General features: G+C 57.8%; 27 protein-coding genes and 5 pseudogenes. 12 read left to right on the plus strand and 20 right to left on the minus strand.

Annotated elements, in window-relative coordinates:
• Genes ACSQ3I_RS26120 through ACSQ3I_RS26130 form a run of 3 tightly spaced genes read right to left on the minus strand, consistent with a single transcriptional unit; the run spans position 1 to position 1328 of the window.
• Complete coding sequence (locus ACSQ3I_RS26120) at positions 1 to 528, minus strand: arsenate reductase ArsC (RefSeq protein WP_436003820.1); 528 nt, start codon at positions 526 to 528, stop codon at positions 1 to 3.
• Between the two features lie 15 nt (positions 529 to 543).
• Positions 544 to 981 carry an arsenic resistance N-acetyltransferase ArsN2 gene (gene arsN2, locus ACSQ3I_RS26125; RefSeq protein WP_436003822.1) on the minus strand — a complete coding sequence of 146 codons (438 nt, stop codon included), beginning with the start codon at positions 979 to 981 and terminating at the stop codon, positions 544 to 546.
• A complete protein-coding gene (locus tag ACSQ3I_RS26130; protein WP_247221421.1) occupies positions 975 to 1328 on the minus strand; it encodes an ArsR/SmtB family transcription factor in 354 nt (117 codons plus the stop codon). The genes arsN2 and ACSQ3I_RS26130 overlap by 7 nt, the downstream gene beginning before the upstream one ends.
• A 586-nt stretch (positions 1329 to 1914) precedes the next feature.
• Between ACSQ3I_RS26130 and ACSQ3I_RS26135 the strand changes: the two are divergent.
• The 6 genes and pseudogenes from ACSQ3I_RS26135 to ACSQ3I_RS26160 all read left to right on the plus strand — a co-directional run.
• Positions 1915 to 2283, plus strand: a pseudogene (locus ACSQ3I_RS26135) (DUF3991 domain-containing protein); the annotation flags it as partial.
• Between the two features lie 27 nt (positions 2284 to 2310).
• Positions 2311 to 2985, plus strand: a pseudogene (locus tag ACSQ3I_RS26140) (BID domain-containing protein); the annotation flags it as partial.
• A 32-nt stretch (positions 2986 to 3017) separates the two neighbouring features.
• Positions 3018 to 3395: a S26 family signal peptidase gene (locus tag ACSQ3I_RS26145; RefSeq protein WP_436003825.1), complete on the plus strand. Its 378-nt coding sequence runs from the start codon at positions 3018 to 3020 to the stop codon at positions 3393 to 3395.
• A gap of 1 nt (position 3396) precedes the next feature.
• Positions 3397 to 3546 carry a S26 family signal peptidase gene (locus ACSQ3I_RS26150; protein ID WP_436003827.1) on the plus strand — a complete coding sequence of 50 codons (150 nt, stop codon included), beginning with the start codon at positions 3397 to 3399 and terminating at the stop codon, positions 3544 to 3546.
• A gap of 105 nt (positions 3547 to 3651) precedes the next feature.
• Positions 3652 to 4695: a conjugal transfer protein TraB gene (locus tag ACSQ3I_RS26155; RefSeq protein WP_436003871.1), complete on the plus strand. Its 1044-nt coding sequence runs from the start codon at positions 3652 to 3654 to the stop codon at positions 4693 to 4695.
• Positions 4696 to 4709: 14 nt separating this feature from the next.
• Entirely contained in the window at positions 4710 to 5318 is a 609-nt protein-coding gene (locus ACSQ3I_RS26160; RefSeq protein ID WP_436003829.1) for a TraH family protein, read from the plus strand.
• Positions 5319 to 5366: 48 nt separating this feature from the next.
• Here the strand turns inward: ACSQ3I_RS26160 and ACSQ3I_RS26165 are convergent, their stop codons facing one another.
• The gene (locus ACSQ3I_RS26165; RefSeq protein WP_333723674.1) at positions 5367 to 5744 is read right to left on the minus strand and encodes a DUF5615 family PIN-like protein; all 378 of its coding nucleotides are present in this window, start codon (positions 5742 to 5744) and stop codon (positions 5367 to 5369) included.
• A 4-nt stretch (positions 5745 to 5748) separates the two neighbouring features.
• Complete coding sequence (locus tag ACSQ3I_RS26170) at positions 5749 to 6372, minus strand: DUF433 domain-containing protein (RefSeq protein ID WP_436003831.1); 624 nt, start codon at positions 6370 to 6372, stop codon at positions 5749 to 5751.
• A 363-nt stretch (positions 6373 to 6735) separates the two neighbouring features.
• Between ACSQ3I_RS26170 and ACSQ3I_RS26175 the strand changes: the two genes are divergently transcribed.
• On the plus strand, positions 6736 to 7056 hold the full coding sequence (locus tag ACSQ3I_RS26175) for a transcriptional repressor TraM (RefSeq protein WP_436003833.1): 321 nt from the start codon (positions 6736 to 6738) through the stop codon (positions 7054 to 7056).
• Position 7057: 1 nt separating this feature from the next.
• Here ACSQ3I_RS26175 and ACSQ3I_RS26180 read toward each other — a convergent pair whose 3' ends face one another.
• From ACSQ3I_RS26180 to ACSQ3I_RS26205, 6 genes and pseudogenes are all read right to left on the minus strand, one after another.
• Entirely contained in the window at positions 7058 to 7759 is a 702-nt protein-coding gene (locus tag ACSQ3I_RS26180) for an autoinducer binding domain-containing protein (RefSeq protein WP_234189515.1), read from the minus strand.
• A gap of 221 nt (positions 7760 to 7980) precedes the next feature.
• Positions 7981 to 9279, minus strand: coding sequence for an IncP-type conjugal transfer protein TrbI (gene trbI, locus ACSQ3I_RS26185; protein ID WP_436003835.1), 1299 nt, complete (start codon positions 9277 to 9279; stop codon positions 7981 to 7983).
• A 19-nt stretch (positions 9280 to 9298) separates the two neighbouring features.
• Complete coding sequence (gene trbH, locus ACSQ3I_RS26190) at positions 9299 to 9736, minus strand: conjugal transfer protein TrbH (RefSeq protein ID WP_436003837.1); 438 nt, start codon at positions 9734 to 9736, stop codon at positions 9299 to 9301.
• Between the two features lie 3 nt (positions 9737 to 9739).
• Positions 9740 to 10552: a P-type conjugative transfer protein TrbG gene (gene trbG / locus ACSQ3I_RS26195; RefSeq protein ID WP_436003839.1), complete on the minus strand. Its 813-nt coding sequence runs from the start codon at positions 10550 to 10552 to the stop codon at positions 9740 to 9742.
• A 16-nt stretch (positions 10553 to 10568) separates the two neighbouring features.
• Positions 10569 to 11231 carry a conjugal transfer protein TrbF gene (locus ACSQ3I_RS26200; protein WP_436003841.1) on the minus strand — a complete coding sequence of 221 codons (663 nt, stop codon included), beginning with the start codon at positions 11229 to 11231 and terminating at the stop codon, positions 10569 to 10571.
• Between the two features lie 20 nt (positions 11232 to 11251).
• Positions 11252 to 11809 (minus strand): annotated as a pseudogene (locus ACSQ3I_RS26205) (P-type conjugative transfer protein TrbL); the annotation flags it as partial.
• Between the two features lie 158 nt (positions 11810 to 11967).
• Here ACSQ3I_RS26205 and ACSQ3I_RS26210 point away from each other — a divergent pair.
• Positions 11968 to 13587 (plus strand): ISL3 family transposase, encoded by a 1620-nt coding sequence (locus ACSQ3I_RS26210; protein ID WP_436003843.1) that lies wholly within the window; start codon positions 11968 to 11970, stop codon positions 13585 to 13587.
• Between the two features lie 63 nt (positions 13588 to 13650).
• Here the strand turns inward: ACSQ3I_RS26210 and ACSQ3I_RS26215 are convergent, their stop codons facing one another.
• Both ACSQ3I_RS26215 and ACSQ3I_RS26220 read right to left on the minus strand, forming a co-directional pair.
• A complete protein-coding gene (locus ACSQ3I_RS26215) occupies positions 13651 to 14244 on the minus strand; it encodes a general stress protein (protein WP_436003845.1) in 594 nt (197 codons plus the stop codon).
• 21 nt (positions 14245 to 14265) lie between these two features.
• Complete coding sequence (locus ACSQ3I_RS26220; RefSeq protein WP_436003847.1) at positions 14266 to 14583, minus strand: PepSY domain-containing protein; 318 nt, start codon at positions 14581 to 14583, stop codon at positions 14266 to 14268.
• 157 nt (positions 14584 to 14740) lie between these two features.
• Between ACSQ3I_RS26220 and ACSQ3I_RS26225 the strand changes: the two genes are divergently transcribed.
• The gene (locus tag ACSQ3I_RS26225; protein ID WP_436003849.1) at positions 14741 to 14893 is read left to right on the plus strand and encodes a hypothetical protein; all 153 of its coding nucleotides are present in this window, start codon (positions 14741 to 14743) and stop codon (positions 14891 to 14893) included.
• A gap of 12 nt (positions 14894 to 14905) precedes the next feature.
• On the opposite strand, the gene ACSQ3I_RS26230 is transcribed toward ACSQ3I_RS26225, so the two are convergent.
• From ACSQ3I_RS26230 to ACSQ3I_RS26255, 6 genes and pseudogenes are all read right to left on the minus strand, one after another.
• Positions 14906 to 15136 carry a hypothetical protein gene (locus ACSQ3I_RS26230; RefSeq protein WP_436003851.1) on the minus strand — a complete coding sequence of 77 codons (231 nt, stop codon included), beginning with the start codon at positions 15134 to 15136 and terminating at the stop codon, positions 14906 to 14908.
• Positions 15137 to 15317: 181 nt separating this feature from the next.
• Positions 15318 to 15482 (minus strand): hypothetical protein, encoded by a 165-nt coding sequence (locus ACSQ3I_RS26235; protein WP_436003853.1) that lies wholly within the window; start codon positions 15480 to 15482, stop codon positions 15318 to 15320.
• A gap of 394 nt (positions 15483 to 15876) precedes the next feature.
• A pseudogene (locus ACSQ3I_RS26240) lies at positions 15877 to 16521 on the minus strand (transposase); the annotation flags it as partial.
• Positions 16522 to 17541: 1020 nt separating this feature from the next.
• On the minus strand, positions 17542 to 17796 hold the full coding sequence (locus ACSQ3I_RS26245; protein WP_436003855.1) for a hypothetical protein: 255 nt from the start codon (positions 17794 to 17796) through the stop codon (positions 17542 to 17544).
• A gap of 132 nt (positions 17797 to 17928) precedes the next feature.
• Positions 17929 to 18348, minus strand: a complete 420-nt coding sequence (locus ACSQ3I_RS26250) for a hypothetical protein (protein ID WP_436003857.1) — start codon at positions 18346 to 18348, stop codon at positions 17929 to 17931.
• 134 nt (positions 18349 to 18482) lie between these two features.
• Entirely contained in the window at positions 18483 to 19052 is a 570-nt protein-coding gene (locus ACSQ3I_RS26255) for a DUF4347 domain-containing protein (RefSeq protein WP_436003859.1), read from the minus strand.
• A 259-nt stretch (positions 19053 to 19311) separates the two neighbouring features.
• Here ACSQ3I_RS26255 and ACSQ3I_RS26260 point away from each other — a divergent pair.
• Both ACSQ3I_RS26260 and ACSQ3I_RS26265 read left to right on the plus strand, forming a co-directional pair.
• Positions 19312 to 19557: pseudogene (locus ACSQ3I_RS26260) on the plus strand (integrase core domain-containing protein); the annotation flags it as partial.
• A 114-nt stretch (positions 19558 to 19671) separates the two neighbouring features.
• On the plus strand, positions 19672 to 20190 hold the full coding sequence (locus ACSQ3I_RS26265; protein ID WP_436003861.1) for a hypothetical protein: 519 nt from the start codon (positions 19672 to 19674) through the stop codon (positions 20188 to 20190).
• A 56-nt stretch (positions 20191 to 20246) separates the two neighbouring features.
• On the opposite strand, the gene ACSQ3I_RS26270 is transcribed toward ACSQ3I_RS26265, so the two are convergent.
• Positions 20247 to 20474: a hypothetical protein gene (locus ACSQ3I_RS26270; RefSeq protein WP_436003863.1), complete on the minus strand. Its 228-nt coding sequence runs from the start codon at positions 20472 to 20474 to the stop codon at positions 20247 to 20249.
• 609 nt (positions 20475 to 21083) lie between these two features.
• On the opposite strand from ACSQ3I_RS26270, the gene ACSQ3I_RS26275 reads away from it, so the two are divergent.
• Positions 21084 to 21722: flagellin (locus tag ACSQ3I_RS26275; protein WP_436003865.1), on the plus strand; the 639-nt coding region annotated here is incomplete at its 3' end.

Consider the following 21722-nt stretch of genomic DNA (forward strand, 5'->3'; position numbering starts at 1 on the left):
TTAATCGGCCTTCGGGGATTTGACCGATGCGCCTTCCAATGAACCGATCTGGCGAACGTGCTGTTCGAGGGCCAGGCGGTCGATCGAAGCGATGGGCAGGTTGATGAAGGCGGTGATCCGGTTCTTCAGAAACCGGGCGGCCTGGGCGAATGCCCGCTGGATCTCGACGTCAGTCCCGACGACGGCCGCCGGATCCTCGACGCTCCAATGGGCGGTCATCGGATGGCCAATCCATACCGGGCACGCTTCGCCCGCAGCGCTGTCGCAAACCGTGAAGATGAAATCCATCTCCGGTGCACCCGGCACGGCGAACACATCCCAGCTCTTCGAAGAGAAACCAGTCGATGGATAGCCCAGCGTCTCAAGTTCCTTCAGGGCGTGAGGATTGACCTCGCCCTTTGGCTGGCTGCCGGCGGAATAGGCCTTGAACCGGCCGCCGCCCTCTTTGTTGAGGATGGACTCGGCGAGAATAGAGCGAGCGGAATTGCCCGTGCAGAGGAACAGCACGTTATAGGTCTTGTCAGTCATGGTCGTGGTCCGTGGTTAGGTCGGAGGCCTGTTGAGCTTCATGATGGTCGCCGACGAGGGGCAAATGGAGGAAAGTTGGCGGGTCGCAAGCACCGCGGCCGGCACTTCAGCCCGCGGCACCTCTGAAAACCCGATGATCGAAAAGAATGGTGCGGCGCTTGTCGTAGCGAGGAAGACATCGCCACCGACGCCTCGCAGCGTTGCCTCGACGATAGCTCGGCCGAACCCATGACCCCGATGTTCCGGGAGCACGACAACAGAACGCAGAAGGTAATCGGCGGCGCAGCGTTCGAGGCCGGCATATCCGATCGTTTGGCCGTCGCCTGAGACGGCTTCGAAGAAGGCGCGGTCATCGTCTTCAATATCATCGGTCGGGAGATCCGCAGCACGGAGCGCGTCGCGGAGCCGAGCGTCGCTACCTGCCACTTCGTGCAATGTGATCGCGCTCAACATGGCTTCGCCCCCGGTGCGCAGCATGGCGTCAGTTCTGCGATCAGGGGAGCGCAAAGCTCCGTCGATCCGCCGCAGCAGTCCTTCAGCAAGAACAGTGTCAGGTCGCGCAGGCCGTCCAGGTCGGCCCGGTAGATGATTGATCGGCTCTGGCGCTCGCTCTTCACCAACCCTGCACGGGACAGCGTCGCAAGATGCGCCGACATCGTGTTCTGCGGGACATCGAGGAGCCGGGCGAGCTCGCCTGCCGGAATTCCATCCGGTTCATGTCGCACGAGCAGACGGAACGTCTCAAGGCGGGTGTTCTGGGCCAAGGCCGCAAGGGCTGCTATTGCGTTGTTGCTTTCCATATATCCAGAATAATGGATACATCAGAGAAGTCAACCGCGTCCAAACTGAGGCGGATTATGTGCAGCTGAAAACCGAGGATGCCCTGCAAAGCAAGGCGATCGAGCCTGAGGTGACCATAAGTCACCACGGCTCATATTCGTGCTTATGCTCACCTCCGCATAACCATGAATATTTCCCCCGCGGGTCTCATTGAGACCCGCCTGTGCCTGCCGCTGGCGACCTTTCGGCCGCAAGGGAAGCTTCGCCGCAGCACATTGCTGCAACTTTTGTCAGTTGCGCGCAGCGCCCTTGCCCCCTTCGCTCTTCGCGGCGGGTGAAAGGTGTCCAGCGCGAATCAGGAAGCAAGAAGGGACAGCCGCTCCGCGGCTGGAGAATAAGATGAACCGAGAAGACTTAGAGGCGCTGCGCGCCAAGGTTAGTTGCGAAGCCGTTCTGGAGCAGGCCGGATATCAGCTCGATGCGAAGGAAAGCACGCGACGTGCCATCAAATACCGACATGGTGGCAATATCATCATCGTCACGCATGAGGGGCGAGGCTGGTTCGATCCGCTCGGCGATGAAAAGGGTGATGTTTTCGCTCTGGCCATGTTTCTGAATAGGAGTTCCTTCCTGCCTGCGGCGGAAGCCGTCGCATCGCTAATCGGGTTTCGACTTTCCCGGCCGGAATGGAAATGCCAGCGGACGTCGGGGCCAGTGGAAGACGTGGTCGAACGCTGGCGGAACCGGCGAACGCCTTCGCCCGGGACCAGTGCTTGGCGCTATCTGTGTTGGGAGCGCTCAATCCCGTCTGTCATTGTCCGGCAGGCCATCGGGGAGGGCGTTCTTCGGGAAGGACCTTTTGGCAGCATGTGGGCAGCGCATCTCGATAGCCATAGTCGGGTCGTCGGTTGGGAAGAACGAGGACCCGAATGGCGCGGATTTTCGACCGGGGGCTCGAAGGTTCTTTTCTGTTTGGGACCGGGCGATGCTTCTCGTCTCTGCGTTTACGCGCAGCCCGAAGCGGCGTTCAAGGCGGCGAATGTCGATGCGATGTTGGGCGATCCGGCGATCGCGGCGAAGACGCTTTCACGTCTCACTGCAGAGCCGGAAGCCTTCGGTTCTCTGAAAGGCAATACCGGTGTCTTCGCGAGCCGTGCCGACAAATCGGACCGGGACCGGGCGCTTAAAAATGTGACGCCGCTCGCGGACAGCATCAGCGACTATTTGCGTCAACGCGGTGACGCCGAACGGCGAAATGACGTCGAGGAGCTTGCGGTCCGCAGGCAGGTTGCGCTGGAGATCCCCGCGCTCTCGTCCAATGCGAAAAGCGTGCTGGAACGAGTCCGCGATGCCATCGACCGAAACGATCTGCCATCGGGTCTTGAATACGCACTCGCCGATAAAATGGTGAAGGCCGAACTCGAAGGTTTTGCCAAGGCGGTTACCGAACGTTTCGGAGAGAGAACCTTCCTGCCTCTCGCAGCGAAGGACGCCAACGGCGAGGCGTTCCAGCGGGTCACGTCGGGAATGAATGCCGCTCAGCAGAGCGAAGTGCAACAGGCGTGGATGACGATGCGGACGGTGCAGCAGTTGTCCGCCCACGAACGCAGTGTGACGGCACTCAAGCAGGCTGAGACGCTGCGTCAGACAAAGTCTCAAGGGCTTACTCTCAAATGAAGATGCGTCATCGACATAGAGTGCTATGGCGCATGAAGCAGCTCGTCTGGTTCTATCGGATCAGCAGCGTCAGCCTGTTTACGCTTGGCCTCATTGTGCTGCTCGGAGGTCAGGGTTTTAGGGTCAATCTCACACCAAGCGAGCCCTTGGGCCTGTGGCGGATCGTCAAACCCGATCGGCCGATCCTGGTCGGCGATCTGGTCTTCATTTGCCCACCTGATACCAACGAGATGCGCGCGGCGCGGGCGCGTGGATATCTGCGCTTCGGCCGCTGCGCCGGCCGCGTGGCGCCGCTGATCAAGACGGTTGTGGCGACGTCCGGCCAAGTAATCGAGATCCATGACGATGTCCGCACGATGGTCGGCGGCTCCCTGATTCGAGGGTTCCCGGATGGATGGCCAAGGGCGTGAGATGACGCTTCATGCCGGTGGTGTCGTTCCGCCCGGCACGGTCTTTCTCCATTCCGAGTTCCCAGGTTCGTTCGACAGCCGGTACTTCGGTCCTCTGCCGATGGATGGGATTCTCGGACTGGCGCGAGAGGTCTGGACAGATGCGCCGTAAGTTATTCCGAACGGGCGTCCTTGTCGCGCTATCAGCCGGCGTTGGAGGGATCGGTTGGAGCGGTCATGTACTCCTTCTTCCCGTCGCAGGGGCCTTTCCAATGCTTTGGTCCCTGGCGCGGACGCGCCTCCAGGCGACGGCGATCTCCGCAGCCTACTTCCTCGCGGCATCGCGTGGTTTGCCGCAGGGCGTGGCGAACTTCTATGGTCAGGATATCTGGCCCAGACTTCTGCTCTGGCTAGTCGCCTCCTCCGCCTTCGTGGTCGTCCATGTCGTGCTTTGGACGGATCGCAGGGGTGGCAGAAGCCTCTCAGATACATGGTGGCGTGTGTCGTGATGGCCGTGCCACCTTTCGGCATTCTGGGATGGGCACATCCGATCACCGCCGCGGGCGTTCTATTTCCGGGGTGGGGATGGTGGGGTCTGGCAGTGATGGCAGCCGGCCTGGCATTCATGGCGACGCCATATCGGCCGGCTGCAGCCATGGCCTTGGCAGGCTTATGGCTCTGGTCCGCCGCTGAGTGGACAACGCCGATTCTACCTGCGTCGTGGATCGGTGTCGACCTTGAAATGGGCGCATCACTCGGCCGCGAAGCTGGCCTCGAGCGGCAACAGGCGCTGATCGACGTTGTGAGCGCCCAAGCGCCAGGCATGACGGTTGTGCTGCCTGAAAGCGCTCTCGGATTCTGGACGCCGATGGTCGGCCACGTCTGGCAGCGATCTCTCACCGAAACGGGCATCACTGTCATCTCGGGTGCGGCCTTCATCGAGAGCCAGGGCTACGACAATCTGCTCGTCAAACTGTCGGCTGATGGAACCGATATTCTCTACCGGGAGCGGATGCCGGTCCCCGGGTCGATGTGGCAGCCGTGGCGAGCCTGGATCGGCGATCAAGGCGGCGCCCGGGCACATTTCTTCTCGAATCCAGTTGTTGACGTCGGCAACCAAAGTGTGGCGCCGCTGATTTGCTACGAGCAGCTTCTAGTCTGGCCGATCCTGCAATCGGCCTTCCATCGTCCCGACGCCATCGTCGCAGTCGGAAACGGCTGGTGGACCGCAGGGACATCGATCATCGACATTCAGCGGGCCAGTAGCGAGGCGTGGGCCCGCCTGTTTAGCCTGCCAATCGTCATCTCGTTCAACACTTAAGGTTTGGAGCTCGCATGCTGGAAGCTGCGTTGATCAAGGAATGTGCCGATCCTTCGTTGAAGCCTGCAATCGTCGAGCAGTTCGTCCAGGCGGTCGGTTCGGACGATCCGCTTGCCATCACCGTGAAGTCCGGAGGCCGTCTGATCCTCGTTCCCAAACCGAAAACACCCAAGGAAGCGATCGAGATCGTCCGAGCGAACATTGCTGGCTCTGTCGTGCGGGTTGGTCTCACCCAGATCCCGGCGGGCATAGGGGTGAAGGACGCCTCGGAGCTGAAGGTGGATCTCGTCGAACCCTGCGCCAACCTGCGGACGGGTACGGCGATGTTCGCCAAGATTCTCCGCATCGTTGCGAAGTGGTATGGAAATCCGACAAGCGAAGAGGTGTTACCGCAGCTGTTCGATGATGCGATCCACGCCTGGCGGACAGGCAAGTTCGAGGGTGAGAGTGTGTTTCAGGCTGAGGATCCGGGTGGCACGGTCGCGCAGCGAACTGCTGTAGATGCCGATGACGCTGGCGAAGTTGACGCGAACGGATCCTCTGAAATGCCGGAGGAAACGCCGGTCAAGCCCGACGATGCCGGCATCCGGATCGATCTGACGAGGATCGGAGGCCAGAAATAGTGGCCGGACCGGACCTCCGGTTCTGGAATGAGTGAGTTTGCGATGTTTTTAGATTGCCGGGAGAGAATAGCGTGTGAGAACAGCCTCATCGCCCTCGATGCTGATCTCGATCACCTCGTTCAGGAGTTCTTCGCCGCCGGCAACTTCCTCCAGGATGAGTGTGAACAGGTCGCGCTGCAATGCCGGAACGACTTGAGGCACGATGATGACCAGGCCGGCATGGATCTCTTCGTTGCCGTAGAGTTTTCTGAAATCGCGCGCGTTGTTGGTGACAAAGGTGTAGTCCTCCGCAACGATGCGCGGCATCAGATCCCAATCCTTTTCGCCGCTCAATCCCAACCAGTTCACATGGAAGCCATCGTGGCCGTTATCCTGAGCAACGGCCACGAGAGAGGTGTGCAGGCATTCATCAATCAGGAACTTCACGATATCAGCTGCCGGAAGTTTTGCTGGCGGCCTTCGGAAGTGAGAGGCGCTTTGCCGATTTCACGGTCGCGCCAAGGTCGGAAAGCTTGCGAGGCCGGCCTCGAGCCGGATGAGCGGCAGTCCAGATTTCCGCGAGTTCGACCATACGTGTGGTGAGCGAAGGATACCCCTCGACAATTTCCTCGGTGGTCGCACCCTGGGCCTTCATGGCGGCAATCGTCCTGACTGGAACGCGAGTCTTGCTGAAAACCGGTTCGCCGCCAAGAACACCCTTTACGCTTTCGATAACCCTTTCTGCTTCCCGAAGTGCCTCCGCACGTGCAGCAAGCTGTTGGCGTGCGCGGGCAACATCCACAATCAGATAGTCGTCTGCTCGAACAGTGTCGGCATCCGGATTTTGGTCTATCGTATCAAAGAGCCGCTGGCGACGCTCGGCCGACAGGATCGAGCCGACCCCATACCAGAGCTTGAGCCGCAGCAGGTCATCGTCAGAGAGCGCTCGCCCCTCGTCTTCAGCAAGGCGCCGGGCGATGATCCGTTTGTCGATTGCGTTGTGCACCGATTTCACGGCGATCTCGCTGACGGCAGCTGCTTCCGCAGGCGTATAGGCGCGTATCAACTGGGTCATAATCATTCTCCTTGTGGAGAATATATAATAGCTTTGGTATCGGAAGTGAAGAGGCCTTTCCACGATCTGCAAACAAGCGGACTGAGGCCATCCAACTCCGAGGAAACCTTTTTCTTCAAGTCTCTTTGTCGGGCGTGACCAGTTCGACGTGGCTCACACCAAGCGCCTGCGCAATCCCGACGCAGGCGGGCAAAATTTCGGCCGACCAACTTGCGCATATCCATGCGCGGAAGATCGACGTTTACATACTTTAAGTTTATCAACTATAGTATGTAATTGAGATTTAGACCGATTTGCCTTCGCGGATACCTCGTTCCAAAGAAGGTTTACACCGGCAGCATATGGGCGGTAATTGGACCGAAAATGTTCAAAGCAAGTGCAGACGGGCCTGTGTCTGATTCCAAACTCATATTGCGCCCACTTATCGGATTGATGAGTGACCAGCCGCCCGAAGAGATAGAACGCCACGTCGTGCGCGAGATCGATAAGCATCGTCGTTTGCGCGATGACGCCGTGATGCTCGAAGCGAAGGTCGATGCCGCAGCTGACCCGGAGACGGCTCGCGAGGCAAGTCAGGCCTATATCAAGGCGATGATCGCCGTCCACGCGCAGCAGACGGTCGTATCGACGCTTCTTGATATCTTGGGCTACATACCGGACATGCCGAAATCAAAGGGCCACTGAGCTAGATCAGGCCAAACTCCTTGGCCATAGCTGTTGCCTGCGGCAAGCTCGTCGCTCCCAATGCCGACTTGGCGTTGCGGAGGAAGAACGCGACATTGGCGTATGTGGTGTTCTCGATGATAGCAATGGCCTTCATCGATTTGCCCTCTGCAGACCAGCGCAGGCAGGTCAGTTCGTCGGACTTCATGCGAATGGGAGTGTGATGGGTCGGCTTTGCTCCCAGACCCTCAAGCCTTGAGTGCAGTTGCGCGACCGCAGAAGCGGCAAGAACCGGGTTCAGCGATTGCCCCAGGGCAAAGTCAGCTTCTTCCGAAGCCAGTGTGAGCATTGCCATCCGACCAAAGCCGGTCTTGATCGGAATTGTTATTCCGGAGCGGATCCCGAACTCCCCGGCTTCTCCGTAGAAGTTCCTGCGCTCCTTGCTCATCCTGAGCGATGCTTCGTTGGACCAGGCGAATGCCTCAAGTTGATCGCGTGCGCTCCGCACGACGGGATCGATAAGAGCGTAGGATTTCTCGAAGTACCGCTGCTGCCACTCGACGTCATAGTTTGAGATCGCCGTCTGCGTCTCCGCCTGAAGATTGAGATAGGCATAGGCGCCAAATCCCGCTTCACGGCTTAACTTCTCCAAGGTCGCTTTCACCGTGGCTTCGTCATGCGCTAGGGCGACCTGTTCGGTCAAACGCTCAAACCATTGGTTCAATTCATGGCCTCCTTTGAGTGAGGGTATGAACGCAACAAGGTTGCAGTGATAAGTGGCAGTACCCTTTGTAGAGGGCTCGGAAGCTCCGAAACGGAGGCGAAGCACACAATTGTGCCCGCCTAAAGCTGAGTATTAAGAGAAAGAATTTACCCACGCAAGATTGTATTATGTCATCGCGATTCAATTACATAGGTGATGACCAATTTGCGCCAAGGTCTGTTCTACTGCCGATATGAACTCGGGAAAATGATATCTTGATCGACCAACACGTTGAATTTGTAGCCGGGCCTGATCTTGATGGTTGGCTGCACATTCAGATTTTTTGAGATCGTCTGTTCCGCCACACGGCCGAACGATTCGGCAAAATTTCGCCGCGCTGCATCTGAAGCCGTATCCTGCGTGGCCAAGGTCGAACTCTCCGGCATCGACATATCGATCCCCGTGCCGATGATGGCAACAAGCGCGGCAGAGCCGAAGGTGCGCCAGAGATGGCGATCGACCTTGTCCTTGAAGCCGCCGTACCCCTCGGCATCCGTGCCCGACATCCCGCCGATCTGAAGCGTAGAACCATTGGGGAAGATCAGGTCGGTCCAGACGACCAGCACGCGCTCCTGTCCGAACGACACCTTGGAATCGTAGCGGCCAAACAGCTTGGCTCCTTGGGGGATAAGCAGCCGGTAGCCGGTGGCGCTGTCATAGACATTCTGGCTAACCTGCGCTGAGATCCTACCCGGTAGGTCTGAGTTCAACCCTGTGATCATCGTGGCGGGAATGACCGATCCCCGCTTCAACTCGTAGGGCGAGAGCTGCGGGACGACCTGGTTCGGCAGATAACCAAGATCCTTGATGTCCTGGTTGAAAAAGTCCTCTTTCGAGGTCTGCCCGTTTTGATCGACGTTCTGCCCAAGCAAGCCAGGCTTCATCGCAGCGCTGTAGAGATCGGATGCACTGTTCGTCGTGGCATCGAGCGGTTGGCGGGCGTCGGTCCTAGTCTCGGAGGCGCTCTTCTGGACCTCGGAAACGTCAACCTTAAGCGGTGAATCGAGCGCTGTTGCCCGTGCCTGGAGGCTTGCCATCCTCTGACGCTGCGCTTCGCGGAGAATCTGCTCGTCCTGTTCCCGCTTCAGCCGGGCCTTCCACTCGGCTTCCGGTTCGAGTTGCGAGCGCCGTTCCGTCCGGACCTCATTCTGCCGCTCCACGACGGCCTCTCTCACCGGCTCGCGTTCGACAACCACGGGGGTCGGCTGAAACACTTCGCGCTGCTCCGGTTCGCCTATGATCCCGTCCGACACGCCTCTTTTCAGCTGATCGCCAAACGTTGTCGCCGGCGAGGCGGAGGTGGTGTCGAGCTCGTTCCCACGGTTGAAGGACAGACCGCGCCACGACAGGCCGACGATGACGACGCCGAAGAACAGAACGATGATGACGATCGCTACGATGATCGGCAGGCGATTGAGGCGTCGCATACTCTGTTGATCGTCAGCATTGCCCGTCGTTCCGAGCTGAAGTGATTGAACCATGTTCTCCCCTCCTCTGCCCTCAGTTACGCTGCATGATCGAAAGCGGACTGGCGGGCGTCGCGCCCGCTGACGTCGCCGTGTAAGCCCGGCCGAGCGCAATGCCCGGCGTGCTGATCCGTGCAAGGACCTGCCCGTCGAAGCTGTCGATCGACCACGCAACCTCGACCGGCTTCTGATCCTTGCCGACTTTCCCATCGGCGATGACCGTGTATCCCCATCCCTTCAGCGCTGCCTCAAGAGCGGCGGCGTATTCTGAGGTGTCCTTGTCCATTTTGAGGGTCGTAGTGCCGGCCGGGCCGACCTGTTCGGCAAGCCGGCTTGCCATGTCGCCGGCGATGGCGCTCGCGGTGGCGCCAGTGACGGCAATCGGCGTGGAACTCGTGGTCAGAGTGTCATCCGCAGTCTGGCAGCCGGAAAGGACGGTGGTCATGATGATGGCGGCAAGGGTTTTTTTCATCGGTCAACCTCCTCGCCGGATCGTGATTTTCTGCTGGCGCCAGCCGACTCCGGAGACGAGCACAGCCTTGTCGACGGCGTAGTCGACGATCATCATGTCGTTCTTAATGCGATAGTTGACGATGCGGTTCTGGCCACCGCTGACGACGAACAGCACCGGCGCGTCCTGGCCGGAGATGGACCGAGGAAACTGGATGTAGGTCTTGGCGCCGTCGGAATAGACGCGCTTCGGCCGCCATGAGGCGCTACCACTGATCGAGTAGGAGAAGTTCAGCTTGTCGGGGGCGATCCCCGGAATGCCGCCGGTCTCAATCCGGGCATTGATGTCGGCCAGTTTGGTCGACACATCCTCCGGATATTCAAACCCGATGCGGGCCATGTACTGGCTGGGATGGGATTTGAGTTGGATATGATAGGTTCGCCGAGAGGTCGTAACAACCATCGATGTGACGAGGCCGGCCTCCGATGGCTTGACGATCAGGTGGATCGCCTGCCCACCGGTCGCCCCCGACGTCGCCGGTTCGACTTTCCACCGGACGGTGTCACCGACAAGCACGTCGCGGACGATCTCGCCGCCTTGCAGCTCGATGTCGCAAACCTGAAGCGGTGAGCAGATAACAGAGGGCTGGGTTTCGCCGAACAGGAAGATGACCTTTCCATCAGGCCCGGTCGTCACCAGACCCGGCGTTCCCCGCCACTTCCGCGAGATATTGGTCCCCTTCACCTCGTTCGACGTCATGCTCTGCGACATCGCGCAGTCCGCAAGGACGAGCCCGGCCATGCAGCCGACGGCCGCGATCAATCCTGTTCTGTGCATGTGATTTCCCCTGCCCTTAAAGCTGTGCGGTCCAGTCGAAGTCCTGGACATAAAGACCGATCGGGTTGAGGCGGATAATCGCCTCGTCCTGTGGCGCCGTCAGCGCGACCGTCGCGATGCCGCGGAACCGCCTCGTGCCGGTCTCCTTGCCCTTGCGGTCGCGTTCGTATTCGGTCCAGTCGATCTGGTAGGTATGGTTGGACAGCGCCACGATGTTGTTGACCTCGATGGCAACGGTCGATGTCTTCGCCTTCTCGAACGGCGAGTTGCCGCGGAACCAGGCATTGATTTTCTGGGTCGAGGGATCGGACGTCCGGAGAAGCGCATAGGTCCTATCGATGTATTGCTTCTGCACTACCGCGTCGGGCGTGATCGATTTCAGGCTCGTGACAAAGTTGCCGAGTGTCGCGCGGACCACGCGAGCATCGGCATACTCGATCTGCTGGGGGAAGCCTGCTGTCACCGACGTGCCGAGCTTGTCGACCTCGACGATGTAGGGCACGAGCTTGACCTGTGTGCTGAGATACATGGCGTAGGTGAAGCCGATCACGGCCATCGATAGTCCGAGAATGCCGACGATCCGCCATGCGCGCGCGGCTTGGACATAGGATCCATATCGTTCCGTCCATTCCTGCCGCGCGGCAAGGTAAGGGCTATCGGGCGGCCGGTTTGCTGCCATCGCGTTCTGCCTTTCTGATGTTACTTGTCGTTGCGTTCAGGCGGCGTTCTCGGTCCGCGTTGTCCCGTGCGGCTCTGATCGAGCTTGGCGTTGGCGAGCCCCATGATCGAGCCGGCATAAGCACCTGGCGAACCGATCGCCTTTTCCTTGGCGGCTGAGCCGGCTGCTTTCCCGGCTGATCCGATCCCGGCACCCATGCCGCGAAGTGCTGCGCCCGCCACGGACGATCCCGCGGCCCGGGCGGATTGGGCTGCAGCCGCGCCGGCTCCGACGGCGCCCGCCGCGAGCGACGCCGCGCCAAGTGCAAATGATGCAGCCTGCCCCCCATGGCGGATGGCTTCCATGCCGCCGGAGACAGACGCGCCTTGAACGACCCCCTGGATAATCGTTGGCACGTACATCGAGATGATAAACACCACGACTGAAATGCCGGCGATCGCCAAGGTGGTGATGAATTGATCGCTATCCGCTGTCGGTGCCTGCGCCAGGCCGAGTAGGACTTCCGAGCCGATTTTCGCGATCATGACCAGTGCCATGAGCTTCATGCCGACGCCGAAGGCATAGAGTTCGCGACGAACCTTGTCGATCTCCAGCTTCAGCCGTGCGATCAGCGCCTCGGAATGCGATACGAGTGTCAGTACCGGAGCAATACTCCCCAATAGTGGGCTCTTCCGCAATTTCGGTGCAACTTTCTGAATCCTATTGATTCGACACACGAATCAGCAGGAGCATGGAAATGGCGAAGCGCATCCTACCGTTGATCCCGCCGTCTTTGGTCGTTGATCACGTTGAGCAATCGAAAGAAGCAATAACGATTGATTGTCGCTTCCGATCGACAGAAGCCAAATGTCCCGATTGCAGCCAAGCTTCGCACCGCCTTCATAGTCGCTACGAGCGGCGACTCGCCGACCTGCCATGGCAAGGGCGCGCGGTCACGATAACCCTGAGCGTTCGGCGCTTGCGCTGTAGCAACGAGAGATGCGGGAGGCGCATATTCGCCGAGAACGCAGGCGATGTGAGCTGGCGGCATCGTCGGCGCACCATCCGCCTGGAAGATGTCCATCGCAGCATCGGCATGGCATTGGGGGGAGAGGCAGGAATGAGGTTGGTCGCCCGCCTTGGTATCCCGGTGAGTGCAGACACTATTCTGCGGATTGCGCGGCGAGCATATCCCACCGGCGATTGCGAGGCGCCACGGATCCTCGGCGTCGATGACTGGGCTTGGCGGCGCGGGCAACGTTACCGGACGATCCTGGTCGATCTGGAAACGAACAACGTTGTCGATCTGCTGCCCGACCGCGAGAAGGACACGCTCTCTGAATGGCTTGCGGATCATCCGGGTGTTGAAGTCATCGCCCGAGACAGAGCTGGCGCGTATGCGCGAGGAGCCCGGGAGGGAGCACCGAAAGCACAGCAGGTTGCCGATCGCTGGCACCTTTTGCGCAATTGTTCCGACGCCCTGCAGAATGTCGTGGAGCGTCGATACCGCGTTATCCGCGATGTCGGAAAGTCGCTTATGGCGCAGCTCGATACGGACGATCGAATGTGCGGTCAGGGAAAGAACGGAGAGCCGCTCCATGAACGCGCAGTCCGGCAACACGATAGTCGGCATCAAAGGCGGCTTGCTCTTTTTGAGGAGGTCATCCGACTGAATAGCCTGGGCTGGAGCCAATTGGCGATCAAGCGTGAGCTGGGTATCGACCTCAAAACCATACGGAAATGGCTGAAAGACAATCAACCTGGGACATGGAAACGCACGATCTTCACGGAGAACCCGGCAGATGCCCATGGCGATTACGTCCGCAGGCGCTGGCTTGAAGGTTGCCGCAATGCGACGCGCTTTTACAGGAAGGTGTCCGATCGGGGTTATCGTGAGAGCATAAAGACCTTTCGCCAATGGGTGAAGGTAAGGCTGCGCGACGACGTCCCTGCACCTTCATTGTTTCGGGCCTCGCGCAAATCGTCATGGCGCACGCCTTCATCCAGGCACACTGCTCGTCTTTTAACAGCTGAAGTTGATACTCTTTCGCGAAACGACCGCGCTTTTGTGCATGCTATTTCCTCGGCCTCATCGGAAGTTGCCGCTGCTGCCGATCTGGCACGACGATTCCAATCTATGATCTGCAATCGGGAGATCGCTGCGCTGGGCCCATGGCTGCAAGACGCCACCGGCGGGCCGATGTCATCGTTCGCGCGTGGGATCAGTCGTGACAAAGACGCGGTTCATGCCGCGTTGTCGATGCCCTGGAGTACCGGTCCGGTCGAGGGAAAAATTAACAAGCTGGAGCTCATCAAGCGTTCCATGTATGGCAGAGCCGGGATGGACCTTCTGCGTTCACGCATAATTGGAACTTGATTGGCACCGAAATTGCGGAAGAGCCCACTTCTGGGGAAAATTCACGCGGCATTGACAGACGTCCTATCGCATGTGCTTAAGGCGCTCTGCCTTGATTTGGGCAGTATCGTATGGATCGAGAGTGTCATCGAATTTCGACCAGCCTTCTTGCTCATACGTCCTGCGGCGAACGTCTGGATCGACCCACGAAGTGCGCTTCAGAATTTCATTGGCTTCTGGTTCAAGAACATCGTCGACCTTCGCAGTTACCAAGGTGCCGCCTCGCCGAACACCTTCCGCATAAAAATGCGCACGGTCCTCTGGCACACCTGAGCCGGTCAAGGCGCCAATCAAGCCGCCAACGGCGCCGCCGGTTGCTGCTCCGGCAAGGGCGCCAACAGCGGTGGCTGCGAGCCAACCGGCTGCTACGACGGGACCCACGCCGGGGATTGCCATAATGCCCAATCCCGTTAGAAGGCCTCCAGCGCCGCCTACAGCCGCCCCTATCCCCGCACCGGTGCCGGCACCTTCGGCGGCGTTTGTGTCGCCGACCTCGTGCTCAGTCGAGCTGTTGGAGATGATGCTGATATCCGACGAAGGCACGCCTCGTACTTCGAGTGCGTTTACGGCCTGCTGTGCATCCCGATAATCGTCGAAAAGTCCGGTTACAGTTTTCATATCTTGTTCCTACTCAGCCAATCAGTTTGCGACGATATTGCCTTGGTAATCCAGGGATACGGCGACCGACTTGCCGTCCTTTGTTGCCTTGGCCTGCCAGACACCCTTGTCGTCCAGCATCAGACCGGACACATCGGAATACCCAGCTTCTGTGATGCGCTCACGAGCCTGATCTTCCGTGAAACTGTTGGCGCCTTCGACCGGGGCAGTCGAATTGGTGCTGTCAGGCGTAGCGATGGCCGGAGTGTCGCCGTCGGTTGTGGGAGTTGTTGTGGTTTGCGCGAAGGCTGCAAGGGTCGAGGCTCCCAGTATCGCAACAGCGGCTATGAGTTTTTTCATCTCAGTCTCCCTATATTCGACGGTTGAGGTCGGCATAACGGGAGCAAGCAGTCATTAGTTCCACCCTTCGGAAGCACTGCTGACCGCGGCAAGGTTGACTTATTCAGGGAACATCCCGTGATCGGGAAGGTTTTGAAGCAAACAAACGGAGGCCGAAATGATTGCAGACTATCTCTGGCTCATCGCAACTGGCGGGGGCGCACTTCTCTTAGGACTCGCCCTGGCCTATGGCATGTCGAAACAGAGGCGTCTTTCTCGCAATGAGAAAAATGCTCGATCAGCCAAGGTCGACGAACTCTACAAACGGTGACCGGTCGGTGGCTCAAACAAACGGCACCCACCGCAGTCGCCATTCATCTCGTCCGCCTTCGTCGTGGATGTAGGTCTTTGATCCGTCAAGGCCGCTAATCGTAGGGTTGGCGATGATCCAGTCCGGCGGTGTCAGGCCCGCCAGGTTCATCTGTGTGACAAGCATTTCCAGATCATTCGCCGAGCCGATGCCCTTAACTGGTTGCTTGCCTTTGAACGTTAACGTGTACGCGAAAACCTCCATCGTCGATGGCTCCTCCCGCATAGCTTTGGCTTTGCGCTTGCGACGCCGTCATGGGTTTTGCCCTTGAGCGGTTTTTCAAACTGCCCTTTCGCATCATCGTGGATTTGCTGCTTGGCGTTTTCGGTGTCTGAGGGAGCGACCATTACCCGTCACCTTTTGTCTTGAGGGCGTCGGAAAGATTTCATTTCCGCGGATCCTTGAGATTTTCGCCTGCTGCATCGCGGTCATGATCCGGATCATCTTTCGCAGGGAGGTAGCCGCGTGGTGCGTTCTCCTGCGGACCTTCCCAACGTGGTAACTGATCCGTCGTGCCGGGTGCTCCGTCTCTCGGGCTGGTGATACCCATCGGTTTTCTCCTTCTTTGCATAATCCGCACCCAACAAGGATAAAGGCCTATGGTTCCAGCCGCCCGTCTGCCGTCCTTCCAAGTGCGGAACAACGCCATCCATTTTCAGCAGATTAAATTAGTTGAATGACATGTGGGGTGGGAGGGGCAGGATACCTAAAACGGAGGTATCGCGTGACTGAACCAATCAAGCGAACAAGGGTATCAACGACGATAGAGGGTCGCAGAGAAGCCGCTGAAGTTACCACGTGAACTGCCCCCACTTTCGACCGGACACTCAGCATAAGCAGGAAGGCTCAAGCACAGGCTTGAGGATAGGCTTATGTCTAACGAGTTTCGACAGGTTGATCTGATGATCGGTGACGTCCGGCGGCGACGCTGGACAACGGAACGCCAGATCTTTTTTTATGAGTTCGTTAGCCTTCGTAAGCAGGTCATGTTCGAGTTGAAGGCGCTTCACATCACTACGAAGTGCCTCGAGTTCACGCTCGAGTTCGTCTCGGCTGGCAGTCGGTGGTAATTCGCGACGGCGTGTCATGGATGCAGGGACCTCACGACCAAGTTTCTGGTTCTTCCAGTCGTACAACGTCTGCCGGCTCACGCCTACCTTCTGAGCTACCGAGCGGGCGCTGTCGCTCCTTGCGCACAGATCGATTACGGCCGTTCGCTTCTGCTGCTCCGATCTGATGGTGCCGCTTGAGTTGCCGGTGTGAACTCACCGCCTGTCGCCGGGTTGATATTCATCGATCCAAGCCGAAAGCTTTTCGCGGCCAGGGTAGCCAAGCGCCTTGATGGTCCATGCCAGACAGCGGCCGTTGTCCAGATAGTGTTCAACGGCAATTCTCTGTTGCTCATTCGAATACCGCTGTTTGGTGCGTACATAACCTGCCGACAAGTCGTCGTCACGTGCGAACTCGCGATACCAATGCTTCAAAGCATTCTTCGTCGGATAACCCAGCTGACGGATGGTGGCATTTGCCCGTTTGCCGAGCTTGATATAGAGCTGCACAGCCCTCATGCGGTCTTCATACGAATACATGAACTATCTCCTGTTAGTCCAAGTTTTCGTCCGCACCTCCAAGGGGTCAACATTCCGCGCCGATTGACAGTATGAGCCGACAAACAGACCTTGTCGCAAGCATTACCTGTCTCCGGCTGCCGGGCAATTTGAACGAATAGCCAATTTGTGAATTCTGGCTACATCAACTATTAATGCGGGCCAGAACCAACGAGGTAGCGAGCGGCAAAGAGATCGAGACAAGGGGAGATGGCAGATGGAATATGAATGGGACGATGACCGTGCACGTCGCACTCACTTCTTGAAGATGGCTCTCGTGCTTGTCGTGACGAGTGCGACATGCGGCTTGCCGCTATGGTTAATTGTTAGAGCAATCGAATGAGCCCACCGCGGCCGGTTTGTTTAGACATTCTAATATAACCCCAGCTTGGAACAAGCTTCGCAAGACACACAGAGGTGAACGTTCGAGAACATAGCGTGTATTTTGTGTGGTGACTTATGGCATACGATTGGGACGGGACAAAAACCCGGCGGATTACCAGGATCAAAATTGGGGGCGCTTGCCTTGTCGGGAGCGCCTTTGCAGCTCTATCCTCTTTTGTCTGGTTGCAAGACCTCATTTGAGGAACGCGATGCGCGATGACGTGGATGAGACTGCATTCGCGAAACGACCGTCATCTGAGGTCGATTTGACTACTCTTGCTGGCAACGCAGGCTTACTCCGTTGATATGGGTTGAACAGGAAGCGTGATCTTCAACGCGCGCTGGCAGGACAAACACTCGCCTTATGGCCTCGCTGCTTCGATCCTTATCGTTCAATGCTTCACTAAGCATCGATCAATCTTGAGTCTGTCAAATCCTGATCGTCGGATCGTCCAGATGCTAGCGAACCGCGTTCGCCGCAATTAGCGGAAATTGAACACGGATGTACGTCAAGACGCTCATCGCACGCCGGAATTGCTCCGGGTCGATATCAAATACACTCTCGGTGGCTTGGAAGTAAGCATCCGTTACGGGCCGCGAATGGGGCGGTTTTCCAGCTCATTCCACTTCCGAACGGACGCTTCCGTCATGCCCACCCTTGATGTCGCTTCCGGATGCATAGACGTCGTTCAGCAAGTGGAAGAAGGCGCTTTCCGTAAGGGCGATGCACGGGTCAAAATGCTCCGTGACCCAAGCCCGCACTCGGTCTATCAGCGCCCGCTCGTCCGGGGCAGTCAGGTCAAACTGTTTCGCCCAGCTTTCAACGGAAGCGCTCCCGGCAAAATGAACTTGAAGGGACGGCGAGCCGATCATCTCTGAGGCCTTCATGGTTACACTGATCTGGGATTACCTATGGTCCCGTGCCTCGATGGCAAGATGACAGCCCGCCCAACGTGTTTGCCCTCACCACTTAGTCAACAAAAAGCTAAGGACCTGCCCGGGTCTTCAGGGCCAGGGTTGCCGGGACGTGCCAGCGCTGATGACCGCTTCCAGCTGCGTCGGGTAATAGGCTTTCGGGAGAAAAGGCCGCGAAAGAAAGATGGCATCCTGCCCCTGGGGAACGGGCTTCAGGTTCGATACCACCACCCACGGAATGCGCGCCAGGCTTAATCGCTCGGCAACGCGGCTGGTTGAGCCGTCGCGGGCAGCAACATCCAGAAAAGCCAGGTCCGGTCGGCACGTGTCCAGGATATGCTCGGCGGCCGCCACTGTGGGAGCGGAATAAACGGAATAACCGAATGCCGCCAGATCCTGTTCGAGATTGATGGCCAGGAGCAGATCGGCTTCTATCACCAACGCGATCTTCCCGGGAGCGGCTGACGGTTCCGTTGCCGCAGTGACTAATGAGGTGGTTTCGACGTCCATGGTGAGCGTGTCAGTTACAACATTTGGCGCAAAAAGATTTATGCGGCCTTGCCGATGTTTCAAGGGCTTCGCCAGGCCAATAGGGGACGTTTTCACGCGTCCGACATTGTTTTGTTACAGAACCGCCCTATAAATTAGATATTGGTCTGCCATTTAACGGCCGGGCCGTCAAAAGCTGCCGTCTCGATCGCGCCCAACTGCGCTTCCAGCACCCAGTTGCCACCCAGCTCGACCGAGCCGGTCAGATCGGTAGATGCCGCAACATCCGCACCGGTCTGAACCGCCAGCTCCGCGACAAAAGCTGCGCCCTCTCCGGATGCGACATCGCAGCCATAGAGCAGCAGGTCGCCATCCTCATCGAGCGCCGCACGGAGCACCGCCAGGTCCGCCTGGCGCTGCGCAAGCCCATCCAGATCGAGCACCAGCGTGCCCAGTTCGAGATGCCCCGCCGCGCCATGGCTGATCAGGTGAATGGCATCGAACCCGTCATTGCTCCGCGCCCATGCTGCCATCGCCGCCAGGCCATCGGCGGCAGCATCCAGAATAACGACAGCAACACCCGGCCGCGCCTGCTCCGCCAACGCCGCCGCATCACTCACCCTGCCGGAAATGAACACTACCTCAAGGCGACCGCCATTCAGCGCGGCATCGGCCGTCTGGACCACGAAAAAGGGCAGGCCGGTGTTTTGGCTTGAAAGCATCATTATAGAAATCCCTAATTGCGGCCTGATTTTGCTCCGCCCGCATGTAATCGGGAAACGTTACTGTTATGTGTTAAAAAAATCCTGAATTTACTGTCAGAAGTATTTCAACTTGAGGCACACGACTTTCGTCGCGGATTAAGATCGCTTGCGGATTTCTCTTCTGGAAATTTTTCGGCGCCACGTTTTAGAGGTCAGCAGTGCCTTGCCAGCAGCATAGTCGCGACAATCGAGGAACCACTCGATCCAGTTTGTGATGTCTGGCTATCCGAAGACGAGCAGGGTGGATAACGGCAGCGAATTCATCTCCCGTGCCCTCTACCTATGGGCCTAGGCCAACAACGTCACCCTAGTCTTCTCACGGCCAAGCAAACCGACCGACAACTGCTTCATCGAGGCCTTCAACAGCAAGCTACGGTCGGAGTGCTTGAACGCCCATTGGTTTCCGACCCTTGCAGATTCGCGCAAAAAGTTGGAGACTTGGCGCATGTGGATCCATTCTGATCGATGAGTGGGCTCTTGGGCTTCGAAAGCTCGAGTAATTTTAGCGCACGAAAACGCATTGTCAGTCTTTATATGAGATGCTCGAAGCGTTGTTAACCTTTCCACCGAAAGAACTCCAATGCGTCTCGCGCTCGCCGCAGTCATGCTCTCCCTTGCATCAAATCCTGTATTTTCTGCCCCAATGGACGACCTCCTTAAAGCAGAAGAAAAAGCTTACGAAGCTTGGGGCGCGCTTGGCTTAACCGAAAGGACTTACACCTTCATCACCGAACCGTCGAAGGGTTACGGGATGTATCAGGAAAAGCAATCAACCATTTTCAAGCCAGGCGAAAAAGTCATCACCTATGTCGAGCCGATCGGCTTCAGCTGGAAAGAGCTGCCGGGCGGCTTGTACGAACTGAATTTCGTTTCAGACGTGAAGATCAAAGCCGAGAACGGGGACGTTGTGCTCGACCAAAAGGGTTTCTCCAAGAATGTGTTGCAAAGCCATAACGCCATCACTGAGTTTTCGATGGACTTCACCCTGACCCTGACCGGTGCACCCGCCGGCAAATACACGCTCACCTATACACTTCACGACATGAGCGGTGATCAAACCTCGACGTTCGACCAGGAGTTCACGATCGCGGCCGAATGACGTTTAAGGTCCGAACAGATGGCCCGGTATTTGGTCGGGCCATTTTAAAAAGCAGCTCAATTTTCGAAGTTCGCTTTGGTTGACGCAAGCTTCGCAAGAGTGTGCCGAGTGTGCACGCCTTGACGGTAAAGCTCCATGATCAACGCGGCGACCTCCAGAGCTTTTTCCGATTTCGCCGAAATTCCTTCGGCATGACAGAGGTCAGTTAGCACCGCTTGGCATGTCTCGAGATCAGCCGACGTCAGCGGCGTGTGGTAGGTCGGAAACATATTCTCGGTCATCATTGTAGTCCTCCCCTGAACGAATCGGACTTTACCAAATTTGCCTAACGCTCACATCGGACCAAAGGCCTATGTAGCTTGTGGCTGAGTTGCATTGCGGGTTTAGTCCAGAGGCATTGGCAATCGTGCACTCGGGTTATCGCATTCCATTGAAAACCGCGCGTATTTTGTCCGATACGCCGGCATTATCTGAGCTCTTTTCGCACTGGACCGTTGGCGCCCGACTAACCGTTAGGCTCTTCGTTGCGAGAGCAACTGCAGCGCCGCCGTTGCCCCAACTATGACGGGGGGGCCAATCTGTTTCGTATTCAAGATCAAATGCCTCTTCCCACTCGATTGTTGCGATAACTTGCCTCCAAAGCCGATGGTTGTTTACCAAGCGAAGCTTCGCGATTTGCAACACATCCTTCCCGCTGCTCGACTTAGCTGTCGCTCTGTGTGACCGAGCTTGGCTATTGTTTCGAGAAAAAAGGAGCGACCGTTAAAATCATATCGAATACTCGGGAGAGATTTTAGGCCATCCCGAGCATTGTTTGGCTGCAACGCGATGACTGCGTGTTTTACGACATGATGTCGAAGAATAAAATCATCGTCTAAAATACGGGAAACAGGATGCCGCTTTCTCTCATTAACAATACAGCCAGCCTCAATGCTCAAGCAGCCCTTTCGAAAACGAATACGGGTCTTGCGACAACTATGTCGCGCTTGAGCTCGGGGTTGCGTATCCCAAATCAGCAGGATGCCCTCGCTCAGGCGCTGGCTGCCAGATCCGCGACGAGGTCCACCAATGAGCCGGACGCTATTGCGTTTGCGCAGACACTGGATGGCAGCCTTTCGGAGACCACCAACATCCTGCATCGGATGAGGGATCTGGCCTCTCAGTCCTTGAACGACACGCTCACTGCATCCGATCGCGAAACACTTGGAAACGAGTTTTCGAAGTTGAAGTCAGCAGCGCTGAATATCGCCGGTGGCACGACCTTCAACAACGAAGACTGGCTCACCGTCTATTCCGGTGGCGCGACGAGCGTCGCAGTGGGCGATGCACAGCTCGATCAGCGACAGGTGGCGCTGGTCAGCAAAGGCGATGCCGCCGATGGTATCCTGACCCGGTCTCACGGAGGCATCAGCTTTTCCTCAGAGGGGTTTAATATCTCCGGATCAAGCACCGCCGAACAGCGTCAGAACGTTTTAAAGGCACTGGATCAGGTGATTTCCGACACCGGCACGGCTCGCTATGCGCTTGGGTCG

It is taken from the genome of Rhizobium sp. LjRoot30 (genome assembly GCF_964253915.1).
In the GTDB taxonomy this organism is placed as follows: Bacteria; Pseudomonadota; Alphaproteobacteria; order Rhizobiales; family Rhizobiaceae; genus Metarhizobium.